Origin of the sequence: Georgenia thermotolerans (genome assembly GCF_009193185.1) — a bacterium.
GTDB lineage: Bacteria > Actinomycetota > Actinomycetes > Actinomycetales > Actinomycetaceae > Georgenia > Georgenia thermotolerans.
Genome location: NZ_VUKF01000013.1, coordinates 24,329 through 39,225, shown reverse-complemented (window position 1 = coordinate 39,225; position 14,897 = coordinate 24,329). Strand labels below are relative to the sequence as shown.

Here is a 14,897-nt window from a genome sequence, read left to right as displayed (position 1 = left end):
CGCGCGCCCGGGCCCGCCCCGGTGCGCCACGGCCACGATGCCGGCGAAGAAGACGACCGCCACGAGGCCCAGAGCGCGACGACCGTGACGCCGCCCCCGAGACACAACCAGGGGCGCGTGCCAAAAAGACGCCAGGAGAGGAACTGAAATGACGCAACAGGATGTCGCCGTCAACTGGGGCGGCAAGACGTGGTCAGGCGAGACCGCTTGGCCGCAGGAGCCAAGCGAGCGGACCTACGACCTCGCGGTACGGCTCGAGCACGGGATGACCCACCACCCGGCGCACCCGCCCTACTCCTACACCCTCGTCAAGAAGCACGGTGAGCATCCGTACCCGGGCGGCATCTCGTCGGCGATGGAGCTGCTCACCATGGGGGCCCACGTGGGCACCCACGTCGACGCGCCGGGACACATCTCGCTCGACGGCTGTATCTACGGCGGCCGCCCCGTCGCGGAGCGCCAGACCCCGCATGCCGGTGTCGAGGTTGGCTCGGTAGAGGAGCTGCCTCCCCTTGTAGGGCCGGGCCACCTGGTGGACGGCCCGGCTTTGTTCGGCCGGGAGATGACGCCGGCCGACGGCTTCGGCGCCGAGGAGCTCCAGTCCTGGTTCGACAACCGGGAGACGCCCGGTCCTGGGTCGATCGTGCTCTTCCGGACCGGCTGGATGCGGTACTGGGAGGACAGCGACCGGTACCTCGGGCTCGCCACCGGTCTGCCGGGGGTCAAGCTCTCCGGAGCGCGCTGGTTGACCGAGCGTGGCGTCCGAGCGGTCGGGTCCGACACCGTCAACTTCGAGCACAAGCCACACGTGAGCGTCCCGGCGCTCGACGTGCACGTGCATCTGCTCGTCGAGCAAGGAGTCCCCATCATGGAGTCGGTCAACCTGGAGGGGTTGGCGGCCGACGGGGTGTACGAATTCTTCTTCACCGCAGCCGCGTTGCGAATCAAGGGCGGCACCGGCTCGCCGATCCGGCCGCTCGCCTTTGCCCGGTGAGGTCCGCCCGCTCGTGAGGTGAGGTCCGTCCCTTCGCGCGGTGAGGGCCGGTTCCCCGCGCCGGAGTAGCGTCCGCGCGGAGGGAACAGGAGGCACTCACCTGGGCTCAGCGTCCCTTGCGGTGCAGTACTGAACCGGCTAGCATTCGACCAACCGATTGTTTGATTCCGTCGCCGCTTGCGCCACGATCTGCAAAGGAAGCCAAGGTTGTCTCTCTCGTCAGCAGATATCAAGAACATCGTCGAGACTCTGCAGGAGTCCGCCTGGGACGAGGCGGTGGTGGTCGTCGGTGACGTGCGGATCGCGGTTGCGCGCAACGGTGCGACGCTCGCGGAGCAGAACGGCCATGCGTCCGCAGCGCACGGTGCGGCACCTGCGGCAGTGCCCGCCGGGGCACCCGCACCCGCCGCAGCACAGGCACTGGCGGCCGCGCCGGTCCCGGCACCGGCGGCCGCGCCCGCGCACCCCGCCGGCGCCCCCGCCGCCCCGAGCGCTGGGCCCGCGACCCAGGAGGGGCACGTCATCACGTCGCCGAGCGTGGGGGTCTTCTGGCGCTCGCCCGAGCCGGGCGCCGCACCGTTCGCGGAGGTCGGTGATCATGTCGAGGTGGGGGACACCCTCTGCATCATCGAGATCATGAAGCTCATGAGCAACGTCAGCTCGGACGTTGCGGGCGTCGTCACTGCGGTCCATCTGGACAACGCCGCAGGCGTCGAGCACGGCACGCCGCTGTTCACGATCCAGCCGGATGCCTGAGATGCGCCGGGTCCTGGTAGCCAACCGCGGGGAGATCGCGGTGCGCGTGGTCAAGGCGTGCTTCGACGAGGGGCTCGAGAGCGTCCTCGTCGTCTCCGACGCCGATCGCGACACCCTGGCCGCACGGCTGGCCGACCGAGTCGTCGTCGTCGGCCCCGCACCCGCGATCGAGAGCTACCTCTCGATCGACCGGGTGATCGCCGCAGCGACCTACGCCGACGCGGACGCCGTCCACCCGGGGTACGGGTTCCTCTCCGAGCGCCCCGAGCTCGTGGACGCCTGCGAGGAGTACGGACTGACATTCGTCGGCCCACCGGCAGACGTCATGCGCCGAGCCGGCTCAAAGCTCGGGGCGCGGGAGGTCGCCGAGTCTGTCGGGATCCCCACCGGCCGGGGAACCACCGGGCTGCGCACCGTCGACGAGGCGATCGACGCCGCCGAGGCGCTCGACAACTACCCCCTCCTGCTCAAGGCCTCGGCCGGTGGTGGCGGCCGGGGGATGACCATCATCCGGAAGCCCGAGGACCTCCTCGAACACTTCACGCGAGCGAGCAACGAGGCCGAGCGGGCGTTCGGTGACGGCACCGTCTACATGGAGCCGTACATCGAGAACGCCCGGCACATCGAGGTCCAGGTCATCGCCGACACCCACGGGAACGTCGTTCACCTGGGCGAGCGGGACTGCTCGGCCCAGCGTCGCTACCAGAAGATCGTCGAAGAGGCCCCTAGCGTGGGTCTGCCAGCCGCACTGGTCGAGCAGATCCGCCAGGCTGCGGTCGACCTCGCCCGGGCGCTGAACTACGTCGGCGCGGGAACGGTCGAGTTCCTCGTCGACGTGGAGAAGAGCGCGTTCATCTTCCTCGAGGTGAACGCCCGCGTGCAGGTCGAGCATCCCGTCACGGAGATGATTTCCGGGATCGACATCGTCCGCGAGCAGCTGCGCGTCGCCCGCGGTGAACCGCTGTCCTTCACCCAGGATGACGTCTACTTCCGCGGCCATGCCATCGAGGTGCGGATCAACGCCGAGGACGCGCAGAACAACTTCGCGCCAACCCCAGGGACGATCGAGGAGTGGACCGTGCCGCAGGGCGCGGGGATCCGGGTGGACACCTACGCCCACCCCGGCGCCCGGGTCAGCCCGTACTACGACTCCCTCGTCGCCAAGCTCATCGTGCATGCAGAGTCGCGCGACGAGGCCGTGCGCCTGATGTCCCGCGCGCTGGACAAGGTCGCCATCACCGGCATCAAGACCACGGTCGACGTCCATCGGGCGATCATGGCCGACGACGAGTTCGCCACTCGGCCCATCACGACCAAGTGGATCGAGGAGCGGTTCCTTCCCGCCTGGCAGCCCTCGTGACCGTGCCACCACCCAATCCGCGCTGCCCGCGGCAGCGAGCCCGGCTGTGACCGCGGGACCGGCGAAGCGGCCGGCCCGCCACGCAAGGAGACAATGATGCACATCGATTTCGTCGACCAGAGCCTCCGCGACGGGCAGCAGAGCCTGTGGGGCATGCGGATGCGTGCCTACGAGGGCGCCGAGGCTCTACCCCACCTCGCACGGGCCGGCTACCGGACCATCGACCTCACGGGCGCCGGCATGTTCACCGTGCTGCTGCGCGAGTACTACGACGACCCCTGGGCCACCCTGGACTTCCAGGTGAAGAACCTTCCCGGTAACGAGCTGCGTTCCGGCCTTCGGACCATCAGCGCCGTGGGGTTCGCCCCCACGCCCCAGGCGATCCTGGACCTCTGGATCCAGACGCTCATCAAGCACGGGGCGACGAGCTTCTGGCTCTATGACTGCCTGTTCGACATGCCGACCATGCGGCACATGGTAAATGTGGTCCGTGACGCGGGCGGTCAGCCGGTGCCGGCGATCATGTACGGGCTAACCGACGTGCACGACGACGCGTTCTTCGCTGACCGCGCCCGCGAAATGGCCACGTGGGAGGGCGTGGAGTCCATCTACGTCGAGGACGCCGCCGGCGTGCTCAAGCCCGAACGTGCGCGGACGCTGCTCCCGGCGATCAGGGCCGCGGTGGGGGAGATGCCCCTCGAGATGCACGCGCACAACACCACCGGGCTTGCCCAACACAACTACGTCGTCGCGGTCGAGAGCGGCTTCAACCGGCTGCACACCGCCTCGCGGCCGCTCGCCAACGGGGCGTCGCTGCCCTCCACGGAGATGATGGTGGCGATCATCGAGCACATGGGCCACACGCACGGGCTCGACACCTCGACGTTCGCGCCGGTCGCCGAGGCGCTCACCCGGGCGGCCCAGGCGGGCAACCACCCGCTGGGCGTGCCCGCGGAGTTCGACCCGCGCATCTACGACCACCAGCTGCCCGGCGGCATGACCGGCACCCTCATCAACCAGCTCGAGCGCCACGGGATGGGGGACAAGCTGCCCGAGGTGCTGGCCGAGATCCCGCAGGTGCGCATCGACCTCGGCTCGCCGATCATGGCGACGCCCTTCTCTCAGTTCGTCGGGATCCAGGCGGTCCTGAACATCATCACGGGCGACCCGTACAGCATGGTCCCCGACGAGGTCGTCCACTACGCGCTCGGCCACTACGGTCCCCTGCCGTCCCCGATCGCGCCCGACGTGCTCGACCGGATCCTCTCCACCCCGCGCGCCAAGCAGTTCGCGGACTGGACCCGGCCCGACCCGTCGCTGACCGAGATTCGCAAGAACTTCCCCGCGGGCATCTCCGACGAGGAGCTGCTCCTGCGCTTCATGATGTCCGACGAGGAGGTCGACGCGATGCTGGCCAAGGGCCCGATCCGGACCGACCCGCGCCGCAGCGCCAGCAACATCGTCAACGCGATCACCGACCTGATCGCCGACCCGGGCGGCAGCACCTCCTTCGCCGTCTCGACGCCGGAGTACAGCGTGAAGGTGAGCAAGCGATGACCGTGGACGTCAGCAACGAGACCGTCCTGCTCGAGCGGGAGCGCCACGTCGCCTGGGTCACGCTGAACCGGCCGGAGCGCCTCAACGCGATGAACGACGCCATGCTCGACGAGCTGGAGGCCGTTCTCGCCGACCTCGCGGCGTCGGACAACCGGGTCGTCGTCATCCGCGGCGCGGGCCGGGCCTTCAGCGCCGGGTACGACGTCGCCGCCGACTCCGCGGAGGTCGGCTACGCCGCCGAGCGCACCCCGGTGGAGGACCGGGACCGGCTCGTGTCCAACATCGAGCGGTTCACCCAGGTCTGGCGGCACCCCCAGCCGGTGATCGCCGCCGTGCATGGCTACTGCGTGGCCGGCGCCACCCAGCTCGCCTCGCTGGCCGACATCACCATCGTCAGTGACGACGCGACCATCATGGCCTCGCCGGCGCTGCCGCTGGGCGGCGGCTACCTCTCGCCCCTGTGGGTGCACCTCGTCGGCCCCAAGCGGGCGAAGCTCATGTCCTTCGACGCCGGACGGAAGATCTCCGGCAAGCAGGCGGCGGAGTGGGGCTGGGCCGCGGAGTCCGTGCCGCCAGAGCTGTTCGACGAGCACGTCGCCCGCACCGCTCACTCGATCGCGCGCACCCCGGCGCCGCTGCTCCGTCTCAAGAAGGAGGCGATCAACCGCGCCGCCGAGCTGCAGGGGCTGCTGACCTATGCGCGGATGGGCGCCGAGACCGACGCCCTGCTGCACCTGACGCCGGAGGTGCAGGCGTACCAGGAGTCGATCAAGACGTACGGGCTGAAGGGTGCGATCGCCCGGTTCAACGCCGAGGACGCCCCATGAGCAGCCGAACCCTCGACGACGTCCCGACCGCCGCACCCAACCAGGGATCGGCACGCCAGCTCCCCGCCTACCGAGACCTCCCCGCGCTCGGGGCGCTGGACATCCGCCATTCCTGGGGGCTGCTACCCCCGGAGGAGGGGACCCTCTCCTTCGCGGGGCCGGCGGAGGTGGCGGCGGCCGCCGGGCTAGTCACCACCGGCGAGACCATCCCCCTGAACCTGCCCGTCGACGCGTTCGACCCGCCGCTGTTCGGCCGCAAGCAGCTCGACCACCAGGTGCTGCAGACCGGGCGGAACGAGTGCGAGGACGTGCTGAGCACGTTCAACCCCCAGGCGTCCTCCCAGCTCGACGGCCTGGCGCACGTCCGCGCCCGCGAGTTCGGGTACTACGGCGGCGAGACCGACCTGGCCGCGGCACGCAGTCGGCTCGGCATGCATCACTGGGCCCGCCGAGGCATCAGCGGCCGAGGCGTGCTGCTCGACGTCGAGCGGTTCCACCGAGAGACGGGGCGTCCCTCGGAGCCGTTCGAGGGAGCGGGCTACGAGCCCGAGGAGCTGCAGGCGACCGCCGAGCACCAGGAGGTGCGGCTGCGTCCGGGCGACATCGTGCTCGTCCGGACGGGCTGGGTCGGCCGGTACCTCGCGCTCGACCCGGAGCAGCGCACGGCGCACACCGGGTGGAACGGCCTGGCCGCCCACGCGGGCATGGCCGAGCTCGTCTGGGACGGTCGGTTCGCGCTGGTCGGCAGCGACAACCCGGCCGTGGAGAACGGCCCCGGTGACCCGCGGCTCGGTTCGCTGCACCGGCGGCTTCTGCCCGCGCTGGGCGTGCCGCTGATGGAGCTGCTCGAGCTCGACCGCCTCGCCGAGCGCTGCGCCGGGCTCGGACGGTGGGAGTTCTTCTTCGTGTCCGTGCCGCTGCACGTCCAGGGCGCGGTGAGCTCGACCGCCAACGCGATGGCGATCCTCTAGCCGCCTCCTGGCGCATCTGCGCCGTGGTGGCGTCCGAACGCAGGGTCGCTCCCCGGCGCCAGTCGCTCGCGGTCGGCGGTGTCCACGGCCGGGACGTGGGGCCGTTGACATCTCGCAGAGACCTGAATATGGTCCGGACACGGCAACCAAACGACCGATTGGTTGCAAGGCCGAGGCAGCGACGCAGGCGTCGCGCCGGAACTCAACGACGAGGGCGATCTCTCATGGTGATGAAGAAGGCAAGGAGTGCCGTGGCGCTGGGGGTCGGCGCGGCACTCATGTTGGCCGCCTGTGCGAGCGGCGCGGCGGAGGACAAGGCGGACGACCAGCCCGCCGGTGGCAGCACCGGACCGGTCGTCGCCGGCGAGGCGACGCCCGATGCGTTCAAGGGCAGCAAGTTCGCGTTCTCCGGTCACGGCGGGACGAGCCAGGAGGCACAGGACGCCATTCTCAAGGACTTCGCCGAGATCGTGGGCGCGAACTATGCGCCTGACGGGCCTCCGGAGCTCGCGAAGATCCAGGCGCAGGTGGAGTCGGGCCAGGTGAGCTGGGACCTCGTCGTGCTCAGCGACGTGGTCGCCAACGACCCCGAGCTGTGCGGGACGCTCGTGGAGAAGATCGACACGTCGAAGATCGACACCAGCAACCTGCCAGAGGTCGCCCCGCTCGTGGAGTGCGGCGTCCCGATGAACGCGAACGGCTGGTCCTTAGCCTACAACACCGAGGCGTTCGCCGGTGCCGACGACATGACGTGGGAGCGGTTCTTCGACACCGAGAACTACCCGGGCAAGCGGGCAATCTACTCGGCCATCCCGCAGCTGCAGCTCGAGATCGGTCTCCTCGGTGACGGCGTCGCCGTGGACGACCTCTACCCGCTCGACGTCGACCGCGCGCTCGCGAAGTACGACTCCATCCGCGACGACCTTCTGTTCTACACCACCGGGTCGGAGTCCCAGCAGATGATGGAGAGCGACCAGATCGTCGCCTGCCTGTGCTGGTCCGGTCGGGTCTACACGATCATCGACAACGGCGGGCAGTGGGCGCTCTCCGACGAGGCGCCGCCGCAGCTGCGGATCGACTACTGGGGCATCCCCAAGGGCGGCAAGAACGTCGACCTCGCCCACGCCGCGATCAACTACTTCCTGGGCAAGGAGCAGCAGGAGCTCTGGCAGACGGAGACCGCCTACCCGTCGATGAACCGCGAGACGGACGTCGAGCTCAGCGAGGCGGCCGACGCCGTCAACGTGCTCGACGAGCGCTTCAACGCCAACCGGGTCGACATCGACTTCTGGGTCGAGAACCAGGCCACGCTGACCGACCGCTGGACCACCTGGGTCTCCCAGTAGGACCACGGCGAGGGGTGGGCCGCGTCCGCGCGGCCCACCCCGGACGAGAGAGGTACCCATGGTCGCTTTGACCGAAATCACCGCGGCTCCAGGCCGCCGCCAGCGGGTGCTCGACGCGGAACCGGCCAAGCGCCGGAGCAGCACCTGGGTGTCCATCGCCATGGTGGTGCCGGGCGTGATCCTGGCGGTGCTGGTCGTCGCGTACCCGCTGCTGACCAGCGCGTGGAGCGCCCTGACCGCGCAGGACGAGGGGCAAAGCGCTTTCCGGTGGCTGGCCGAGAACCCGGTCTACATCGACATCCTCCGGCAGACGCTCCTCACCGGGGCACTCACCGTGGTCATGGCGCTGGCCCTGGGCTACCCCTACGCCTACCTGATGGTGCTCGTCAGCCCCCGGTGGCGCACCGCGCTGCTGGTGATCACGCTCATCCCGTTCTGGGTGAGCGGGCTGGTCCGGATCTTCGCCTGGGTGATCCTCCTGCAGTCCGGGGGACCCGTCTCGACCCTGCTGCCCTTCCTGGGTGGCGAAGGCCTCCTGCGCACCCAGCTCGCCGTCCAGATCGGCCTGGTGCAGGTGCTGCTGCCCTTCATGATCCTTCCCCTCTACAACAGCATCCGGACCGTCGACCCGCGGCTCATGCAGGCGGCCGAGAGCCTCGGGGCGCGCCGCAGCGTCGCCTTCTTCCGGGTCTTCGTCCCCCTGTCCCTCCCGGGCGTCCAGGCCGGCTCCCTCGTGGTGTTCATCCTGACCCTCGGGTTCTACGTCCTGCCGCAGATGCTGGGCTCGCCCTCGACGGCGATGATCGGCAACGCGATATACACGCAGGCCAGCTCCCTGGGCAACCTCGGGCGCGCCGGCGCGATGTCCATGCTGCTCATCATCTCGGCCATGGTCCTGGTGGCAGCGGTGGTCGGAGCCGGCCGGCTCCTCGGTCGGATCGGAGGCCGGCGATGAGGCGTCCCAGCCACCTCACGGTGAAGCTCATCGGCTTCTTCGTTGCCCTGCTGCTCATCCTCCCGACGCTCGTGGTCATCCCCATGAGCTTCACCGGCAAGGCGTCGTTCGTCTTCCCGCCGGAGTCCTGGTCACTGCGGTGGTATCGCGAGTTCTTCGAGGACTCCGCCTGGTACGGGTCCCTGCAGCGCTCGCTCCTGATCGCCGTGCTCTCTGCGGCGGTGGCGACCGTGGCGGGCACCATGGCCGCGCTCGGCCTAGTCAAGTGGACCAGGGCGCGCGCCGTCGCCGGGGTCCGCGCGATCCTGCTGTCCCCGATCGTCGTGCCCGGCATCGTCCTGGCCATCGGCGTCTACACGGCGTTCCTCAAGTTCGGCATCGTGGGGACAACCGGGGCGTTCGTCCTAGCCCACGCCGCGCTGGGGCTGCCGTACGTCCTGGTCTCGGTGTCGGCGACGTTGGCCTCGGTCGACCCCAACCTCGAACGTGCCGCCGTCATCCTCGGGGCGACGCGCTGGTCCGTGATCCGCAGCGTGACCTTGCCCCTCGTGATGCCTGGTGTGCTGGGAGGTGCGCTCTTCGCGTTCGTCACCTCGTTCGACGAGATCCTCGTCTCGCTCTTCATCAAGTCGCCGTTCCTCGAGACCCTGCCCGTCCGGATGTACGTCAGCGTCGTTAGCGACACCGACCCCACCATCGCGGCGGCCTCGACGATCGTCCTCGCCATCACCACGGCCGTGCTCCTGCTCGGTGCGTGGGGAGTCTCCGGTCGGCTCCGTCTCATGAAAGGTAAGGCCGCGCGATGACACTCACGCAACAGGCTCCCGCCGGGACCATCCACGGCAAGGGATCGCGCCTCGTCCTGAGGGGGCTGCGCAAGCGGTACGCCAGCCAGACCGCCATCGACGACGTCTCCCTCGACGTCGAGCCTGGCGAGTTCATGACGCTGCTCGGCCCCTCCGGCTCCGGCAAGACGACCACGCTCAACACCATCTCCGGGTTCACCGAGCTGGATGCGGGGTCGATCCTCATGGACGGCGTCGACATCGCGAAGGTCCCGCCCCGGAAGCGCGGCATCGGGATGGTGTTCCAGAACTACGCCCTCTTCCCCCACATGACGGCGGCACAGAACATCGCGTTCCCGCTGGGGCAGCGGAGAGTGCCCAAGCGGGAGCGCGACGAGCGGGTCGAGGCCGCCCTGGAGATCGTGCGGCTGGCCGGGTACGGCGGCCGCCGGCCTGCCGAGCTCAGCGGCGGCCAGCAGCAGCGGGTCGCCCTCGCCCGGGCGATCGTCTTCGAGCCCGGCCTGCTGCTCATGGACGAGCCGCTCGGCGCTCTGGACCGGGGGCTGCGCGAGTCGATGCAGGCCGAGCTGCGCCGGATCCACCGCGACCTCGGCAGCACCGTCATCCTCGTCACGCACGACCAGGAGGAGGCCCTCGCGCTGTCGGACCGTATCGCGGTGTTCAGGGACGGGCGCATCGAGCAGGTGGGCACCGGGCAGGACCTGTACGCCCGGCCCGAGTCCCTCTTCGTGGCGAAGTTCCTGGGGGAGTCGACGATCTTCGCGGGCCCGGTCACGCGCCAGGGCGGTGCAGCGGCCCTGGACTACGCCGGACAGGCCCTGCCCGCACCGGTCAGCCCCACGCCCGTGCAGGGCGCCGGGGCCCTGGTGATCCGCCCGGAGAACGCCGTCGTCGCGCCCGAGGGGTGGGCGGTGCCCGACGGGCACGTGTCGATGCCCGCCCGGGTGATCGACGACGTCTACCTCGGCGCCAGCCGGCGGATCTCCGTCGCGTTCGCCGACGGCAGCATCGGCGTCGTGCGCGCGACGGAGTCCGGGGACGCCCCGCTGGCGTCCGGCGCCGCCGTCAGCTTCGCGTGGCGTCCCGAGCGGGCCGTCCTGGTCCCGGCCGACTGAGCCTGACGCGGACCTGCCCCGGTGTCCCGGGCACGGTCCACCGCCGACAGAACTGAGCATGATCGCGAGGAGGGGTTGCAAGTGATCACCGAGCAGGTGACCGAGGAAGTTGAGCAGATCCAGGCCTTCGCCGACAGGGCGCGGGCATGGCTCGAGGAGAACGTGCCGGCCCGGTGGCGCAAGCACCGGGGCAGCCTGAGCCCCGAGGAGTCCGACGCGATCCGCCGCGAGTGGGACCGGCAGTTGTGGCGCGGCGGGTTCGCCGGTATCACCATCCCGCGCGAGTTCGGCGGGCAGGGACTCGGCCTGGCGGAGGAAGTCGTCTTCGCCGTCCTGGCCGCGAAGGCCCAGGCGCCAGACGGGTTGGCGCGCGTGGGCAAGATCCTCACCGCTCCCATGCTGATCGCGAGCGGCACCGAGGAACAGCGCGCGAAGTACCTGCGCCCCATCCTCAGCGGGGAGGACGTGTGGTGCCAGGGCTTCTCCGAGCCGGGGGCCGGCTCGGACCTCGCCGGCGTCCAGACCCGCGCCACCCGCGTCGAGGGCGGCTACCTGGTTAACGGCCGCAAGACCTGGACCTCGTTCGTCCAGCACGCCAGCCACTGCTTCGTGCTGGCCGTGACCCAGCCCGACGCGCCGCGGTACCGCAACCTCAGCATGTTGCTGGTCGACATGAACCAGCCGGGTGTCGCCGTCAACGACATCAAACAGATCTCGGGCGCCGTCCACTTCGCGGAGGTGCAGTTCGAGAACGTCTTCGTCCCGGACAGCGACCGGGTCGGTGAGGACGGCGGGGGCTGGAAGGTCGCCATGCGCGTGCTCGGCGACGAGCGCGGAGGCGCCGAGACCGCGTCGCGCTACGTCGAGATCCGCGCCGACGTCGACCTCCTCCTGCGCACCTGCCGGGACCGGCCCGACCTGGCGAACGAGCTCAGCGACCTGGACGTGCGCACCGAGCTGCTGCGCTGGCAGCTCTTCAAGGTCATCGACCGGGCACCGCGGGAGGACGCCACCTTCTGGCGGGCGGTCTCGATCCTGAAGGTCATGTGGAGCGAGCTGTGGCAGGACGTCACCCGGCTCGGCATCAAGGCCGCGCTCCCGACCGACCGGGAGCACTGGCGCTACCAGTACCTCGAGTCCCGGGCCGTGAGCGTCTACTCGGGTACGAACGAGATCCAGCGCAACATCATCTCCGAGCGAGTTCTGGGGCTGCCGAAATGAGCACGATGATCACGACCACCGCCGGTGAGATCGGGGAGCTGGGCGCCGAGGCCATCCGCGACGTCCTCGACCGCGCGACCAACGGTGCCAACATCGCCACCTTCGCCGAGGGGGCGCCGCCCCTGGCGTGGGCGGACCTCGCCGACGGCGGGTGGGACGAGATCGGCATCGCCGAGGACGAGGATGGCGCCACGTTGCGCGACCTCGTCGAGGTGGCCCTTGCCTGGGGCTACAGCTGCGTCCAGCTCCCGCTCCTGCCGACCATCCTGGCCAAGCGGCACTCGGCGGCGGCGCGGCAGGCCGACGGCCCGGTGACGTACGCGCTGCCGTCGTCCCTGCAGCCGGAGGACGTCTCCTACGTCCCCTTCGGGCAGCACGAGGGCATCCGCGTGGCGCTGGGCCTGGGAGCGGGCTCCGACGACCTCGCCGCGGTCCCGGACGGCGAGGCCGACGAGCTCGCCCTGACCATGCGGGGCGTCGTGGCCCCCATCCGGACCACGCTCTCCGCGGTGGCGGCTCGGGAGGTCGCCGTCGTCCTGGCGGCCGAGGCGGCCGGTGCGGCCCGGCGTCTGCTTGACGACGCGGTGGCCTTCGCGAAGGAGCGGGAGCAGTTCGGCCGGCCCATCGGGTCGTTCCAGGCCGTCAAGCACCACCTCGCAAACGCGCTGATCGCCGTCGAGCTGGCCGAGACCGCGGTGATCCGGGCCAGCCAGGAGGAGGACGCGGCGTTCCGGAGCGCCGGGTTCGCGGTCGACCGCGCCGTCGAGGCCGCGGAGATCGCCATGCAGGTCCACGGCGGTCTCGGGTTCACCTGGGAGATGGGTCTGCACTTCTACCTGCGTCACATGCTGATGGCTCGTGAGCTGGTCACCGGTCTGGGCGCGAACCATGCCTGAGGCGGTCATCGTCGCGGCGGTCCGCTCACCGATCGGGCGTGCCTTCAAGGGGTCCATGGTCGACCTGAGGGCGGAGGACGTCCTGGCGCAGATCACCCGGTCCGCGCTGGCGGCGGTCCCGCAGCTGGACCCCCACACGATCGATGAGGTCTTCCTCGGCACCGGGCTCCCGGCCGGCGAGCAGGGCGGGAACCTCGCCCGGGTGCTCGCGGTCATGCTGGGGCTGGACGGCCTGCCGGGCTGCACCGTGAACAAGTACTGCGCCTCCAGCATGCAGACCACCCGCATGGCGGCCCAGGCCATCCGCGCCGGGGATGGGGACGTCTTCCTCTCCCTCGGGGTCGAGATGGTCTCCCGGATCGGGGAGAGAAGTCCCGATCCGACGCCGGCGGAGCGTCACCCGATGTTCGCGCCGGCGGAGCCCGGCAACGGCACCTGGACCGACCCGCGCACGCAGGGCCGGGTGCCTGACGTGTTCGTCTCGATGGGGGAGACGGCCGAGAACGTCGCCTCCCTCCTCGGCGTCTCGCGGGAACGGATGGACGAGTTCGCCCTCCGCAGCCAGACGCTCGCGGCCCAGCGGCAGGAGGAGGGCTTCTGGGACGTCGACATCACACCGGTGACGCTTCCGGACGGCACGGTCCTCGCGCGGGACGACAGCCCTCGGCCGGGGACCTCGCTGGACAAGCTCGCCGCGCTGGACCCGGTGTTCCGGCAGGGCGGCCGGGTGACAGCGGGGAACGCCTGTCCCCTCAACGACGGGGCGGCCGCCCTCGTCATCATGAGTGACGTCCGCGCACGCGAGCTCGGCATCACCCCGCTCGCCCGGATCGTGTCCACGGCCGCCTCCGCCCTGTCGCCCGAGATCATGGGGCTCGGCCCGGTCGAGTCGAGCCGGCGCGCCCTGCGCGCAGCAGGCATGAGCGTCGACGACCTCGACCTCGTGGAGATCAACGAGGCCTTCGCCGCGCAGGTCATCCCGAGCTACGAGGACCTCGGCGTCCCGCTGGAGAAGGTCAACGTCAACGGTGGGGCCATCGCGCTCGGGCACCCGTTCGGCATGTCAGGTGCCCGGATCACCACCACCCTGCTGAACTCCCTGCGCTGGCACGACAAGGGGATCGGCCTGCAGACCATGTGCGTCGCCGGCGGGCAGGGCATGGCTATGGTCCTCGAACGGCTCAGTTGATCAATCAAACGGTCGTTTGACTAATCGTGAATCAGGTGCTGTACTCGATCCCGACGCGGGGACGACCCGCCAGCACCGCAAGGACGAGGTGCCAGACGCGCCGAGGGAGTGGACGACGTGAAATTGATCGTGCTGGTCAAGCAGGTCCCGGACACGGGGGGCGAGCGCGCACTGGACCTGACCACCGGACGGGTCGACCGCGAGGCCAGTGAGCCCGTCATCGACGAGATCGTCGAGCGGGCCCTGGAGGTGGCGCTCGGCCACAAGGACGCGAACAAGGGGACCGAGGTCGTCGCGCTGTCGATGGGCCCGGACACCACGGTCGCCGCGCTGCGGCGCGCACTGGCGATGGGGGCGGACTCCGCGGTCCTCGTCCAGGACGACGACCTGCGCGGATCCGACGTCGCCCGCACCTCGGCGGTGCTCGCCGCCGCACTGCGGAGGACCGGCTTCGACCTGGTGGTGGCCGGCAACGAGTCCACCGACGGGCGCGGCGGCATGGTCCCCGCGATGGTCGCCGAGCACCTCGGCGTGCCGCACCTGACCTTCCTGAACGCGGTCGAGATCACCGGCAACGAGGTGGCCGGGGTCCGGGCCGGGGATGACGGCACCGAGGAGGTCCGTGCCCCGCTGCCCGCCGTGCTCTCGGTCACCGAGCGTGCCGCCGAGCCGCGGTACCCCAGCTTCAAGGGCATCATGACGGCCAAGCGGAAGCCGCTCGAGGTCCTCACGCTCACGGACCTCGATGGCCAGGCCACCGCGTCCGCGAGCCGCACCACCGTCGTCTCGACCAGTGAGCGACCCCCGCGCGCGGCCGGCACGAAGATCGTCGACACGGGCACCGCCGGCGCCGAGCTCGCCGACTTCCTGGCCGCGGCCCGCCTGATCTGACGGAGGAACTTCC

General features: G+C 70.4%; 14 protein-coding genes. All 14 read left to right on the top strand.

Annotated elements, in window-relative coordinates:
• The first annotated feature begins 148 nt into the window (after positions 1-148).
• The 14 genes from GD970_RS07905 (at position 149) to GD970_RS07840 (ending at position 14,884) form a co-directional block, all read left to right on the top strand.
• Positions 149-994 (top strand): cyclase family protein, encoded by an 846-nt coding sequence (locus GD970_RS07905; RefSeq protein WP_152202347.1) that lies wholly within the window; start codon positions 149-151, stop codon positions 992-994.
• A 177-nt stretch (positions 995-1,171) separates the two neighbouring features.
• Positions 1,172-1,750: an acetyl-CoA carboxylase biotin carboxyl carrier protein gene (locus GD970_RS07900; RefSeq protein WP_226925223.1), complete on the top strand. Its 579-nt coding sequence runs from the start codon at positions 1,172-1,174 to the stop codon at positions 1,748-1,750.
• Complete coding sequence (locus GD970_RS07895; protein ID WP_170297157.1) at positions 1,743-3,110, top strand: acetyl-CoA carboxylase biotin carboxylase subunit; 1,368 nt, start codon at positions 1,743-1,745, stop codon at positions 3,108-3,110. The genes GD970_RS07900 and GD970_RS07895 overlap by 8 nt, the downstream gene beginning before the upstream one ends.
• A gap of 93 nt (positions 3,111-3,203) precedes the next feature.
• Positions 3,204-4,667 carry a hypothetical protein gene (locus GD970_RS07890; protein ID WP_211489654.1) on the top strand — a complete coding sequence of 488 codons (1,464 nt, stop codon included), beginning with the start codon at positions 3,204-3,206 and terminating at the stop codon, positions 4,665-4,667.
• Positions 4,664-5,494, top strand: coding sequence for an enoyl-CoA hydratase-related protein (locus GD970_RS07885; RefSeq protein WP_152202346.1), 831 nt, complete (start codon positions 4,664-4,666; stop codon positions 5,492-5,494). Before GD970_RS07890 ends, GD970_RS07885 begins: the two co-directional genes overlap by 4 nt.
• Positions 5,491-6,465, top strand: coding sequence for a cyclase family protein (locus tag GD970_RS07880; RefSeq protein WP_152202345.1), 975 nt, complete (start codon positions 5,491-5,493; stop codon positions 6,463-6,465). Before GD970_RS07885 ends, GD970_RS07880 begins: the two co-directional genes overlap by 4 nt.
• Before the next feature lie 251 nt (positions 6,466-6,716).
• A complete protein-coding gene (locus GD970_RS07875; RefSeq protein WP_170297156.1) occupies positions 6,717-7,811 on the top strand; it encodes an extracellular solute-binding protein in 1,095 nt (364 codons plus the stop codon).
• Between the two features lie 58 nt (positions 7,812-7,869).
• The gene (locus GD970_RS07870; protein ID WP_211489653.1) at positions 7,870-8,766 is read left to right on the top strand and encodes an ABC transporter permease; all 897 of its coding nucleotides are present in this window, start codon (positions 7,870-7,872) and stop codon (positions 8,764-8,766) included.
• Complete coding sequence (locus tag GD970_RS07865; protein WP_152202343.1) at positions 8,763-9,572, top strand: ABC transporter permease; 810 nt, start codon at positions 8,763-8,765, stop codon at positions 9,570-9,572. Before GD970_RS07870 ends, GD970_RS07865 begins: the two co-directional genes overlap by 4 nt.
• A complete protein-coding gene (locus tag GD970_RS07860; RefSeq protein ID WP_152202342.1) occupies positions 9,569-10,687 on the top strand; it encodes an ABC transporter ATP-binding protein in 1,119 nt (372 codons plus the stop codon). Before GD970_RS07865 ends, GD970_RS07860 begins: the two co-directional genes overlap by 4 nt.
• 81 nt (positions 10,688-10,768) lie before the next feature.
• A complete protein-coding gene (locus GD970_RS07855) occupies positions 10,769-11,908 on the top strand; it encodes an acyl-CoA dehydrogenase family protein (RefSeq protein ID WP_211489652.1) in 1,140 nt (379 codons plus the stop codon).
• A gap of 5 nt (positions 11,909-11,913) precedes the next feature.
• Complete coding sequence (locus tag GD970_RS07850; RefSeq protein WP_152202341.1) at positions 11,914-12,804, top strand: acyl-CoA dehydrogenase family protein; 891 nt, start codon at positions 11,914-11,916, stop codon at positions 12,802-12,804.
• Positions 12,797-13,993, top strand: a complete 1,197-nt coding sequence (locus tag GD970_RS07845) for an acetyl-CoA C-acetyltransferase (RefSeq protein ID WP_152202340.1) — start codon at positions 12,797-12,799, stop codon at positions 13,991-13,993. Before GD970_RS07850 ends, GD970_RS07845 begins: the two co-directional genes overlap by 8 nt.
• Positions 13,994-14,110: 117 nt before the next feature.
• Positions 14,111-14,884, top strand: coding sequence for an electron transfer flavoprotein subunit beta/FixA family protein (locus GD970_RS07840; protein WP_152202339.1), 774 nt, complete (start codon positions 14,111-14,113; stop codon positions 14,882-14,884).
• The last annotated feature ends 13 nt before the right edge of the window (positions 14,885-14,897 follow it).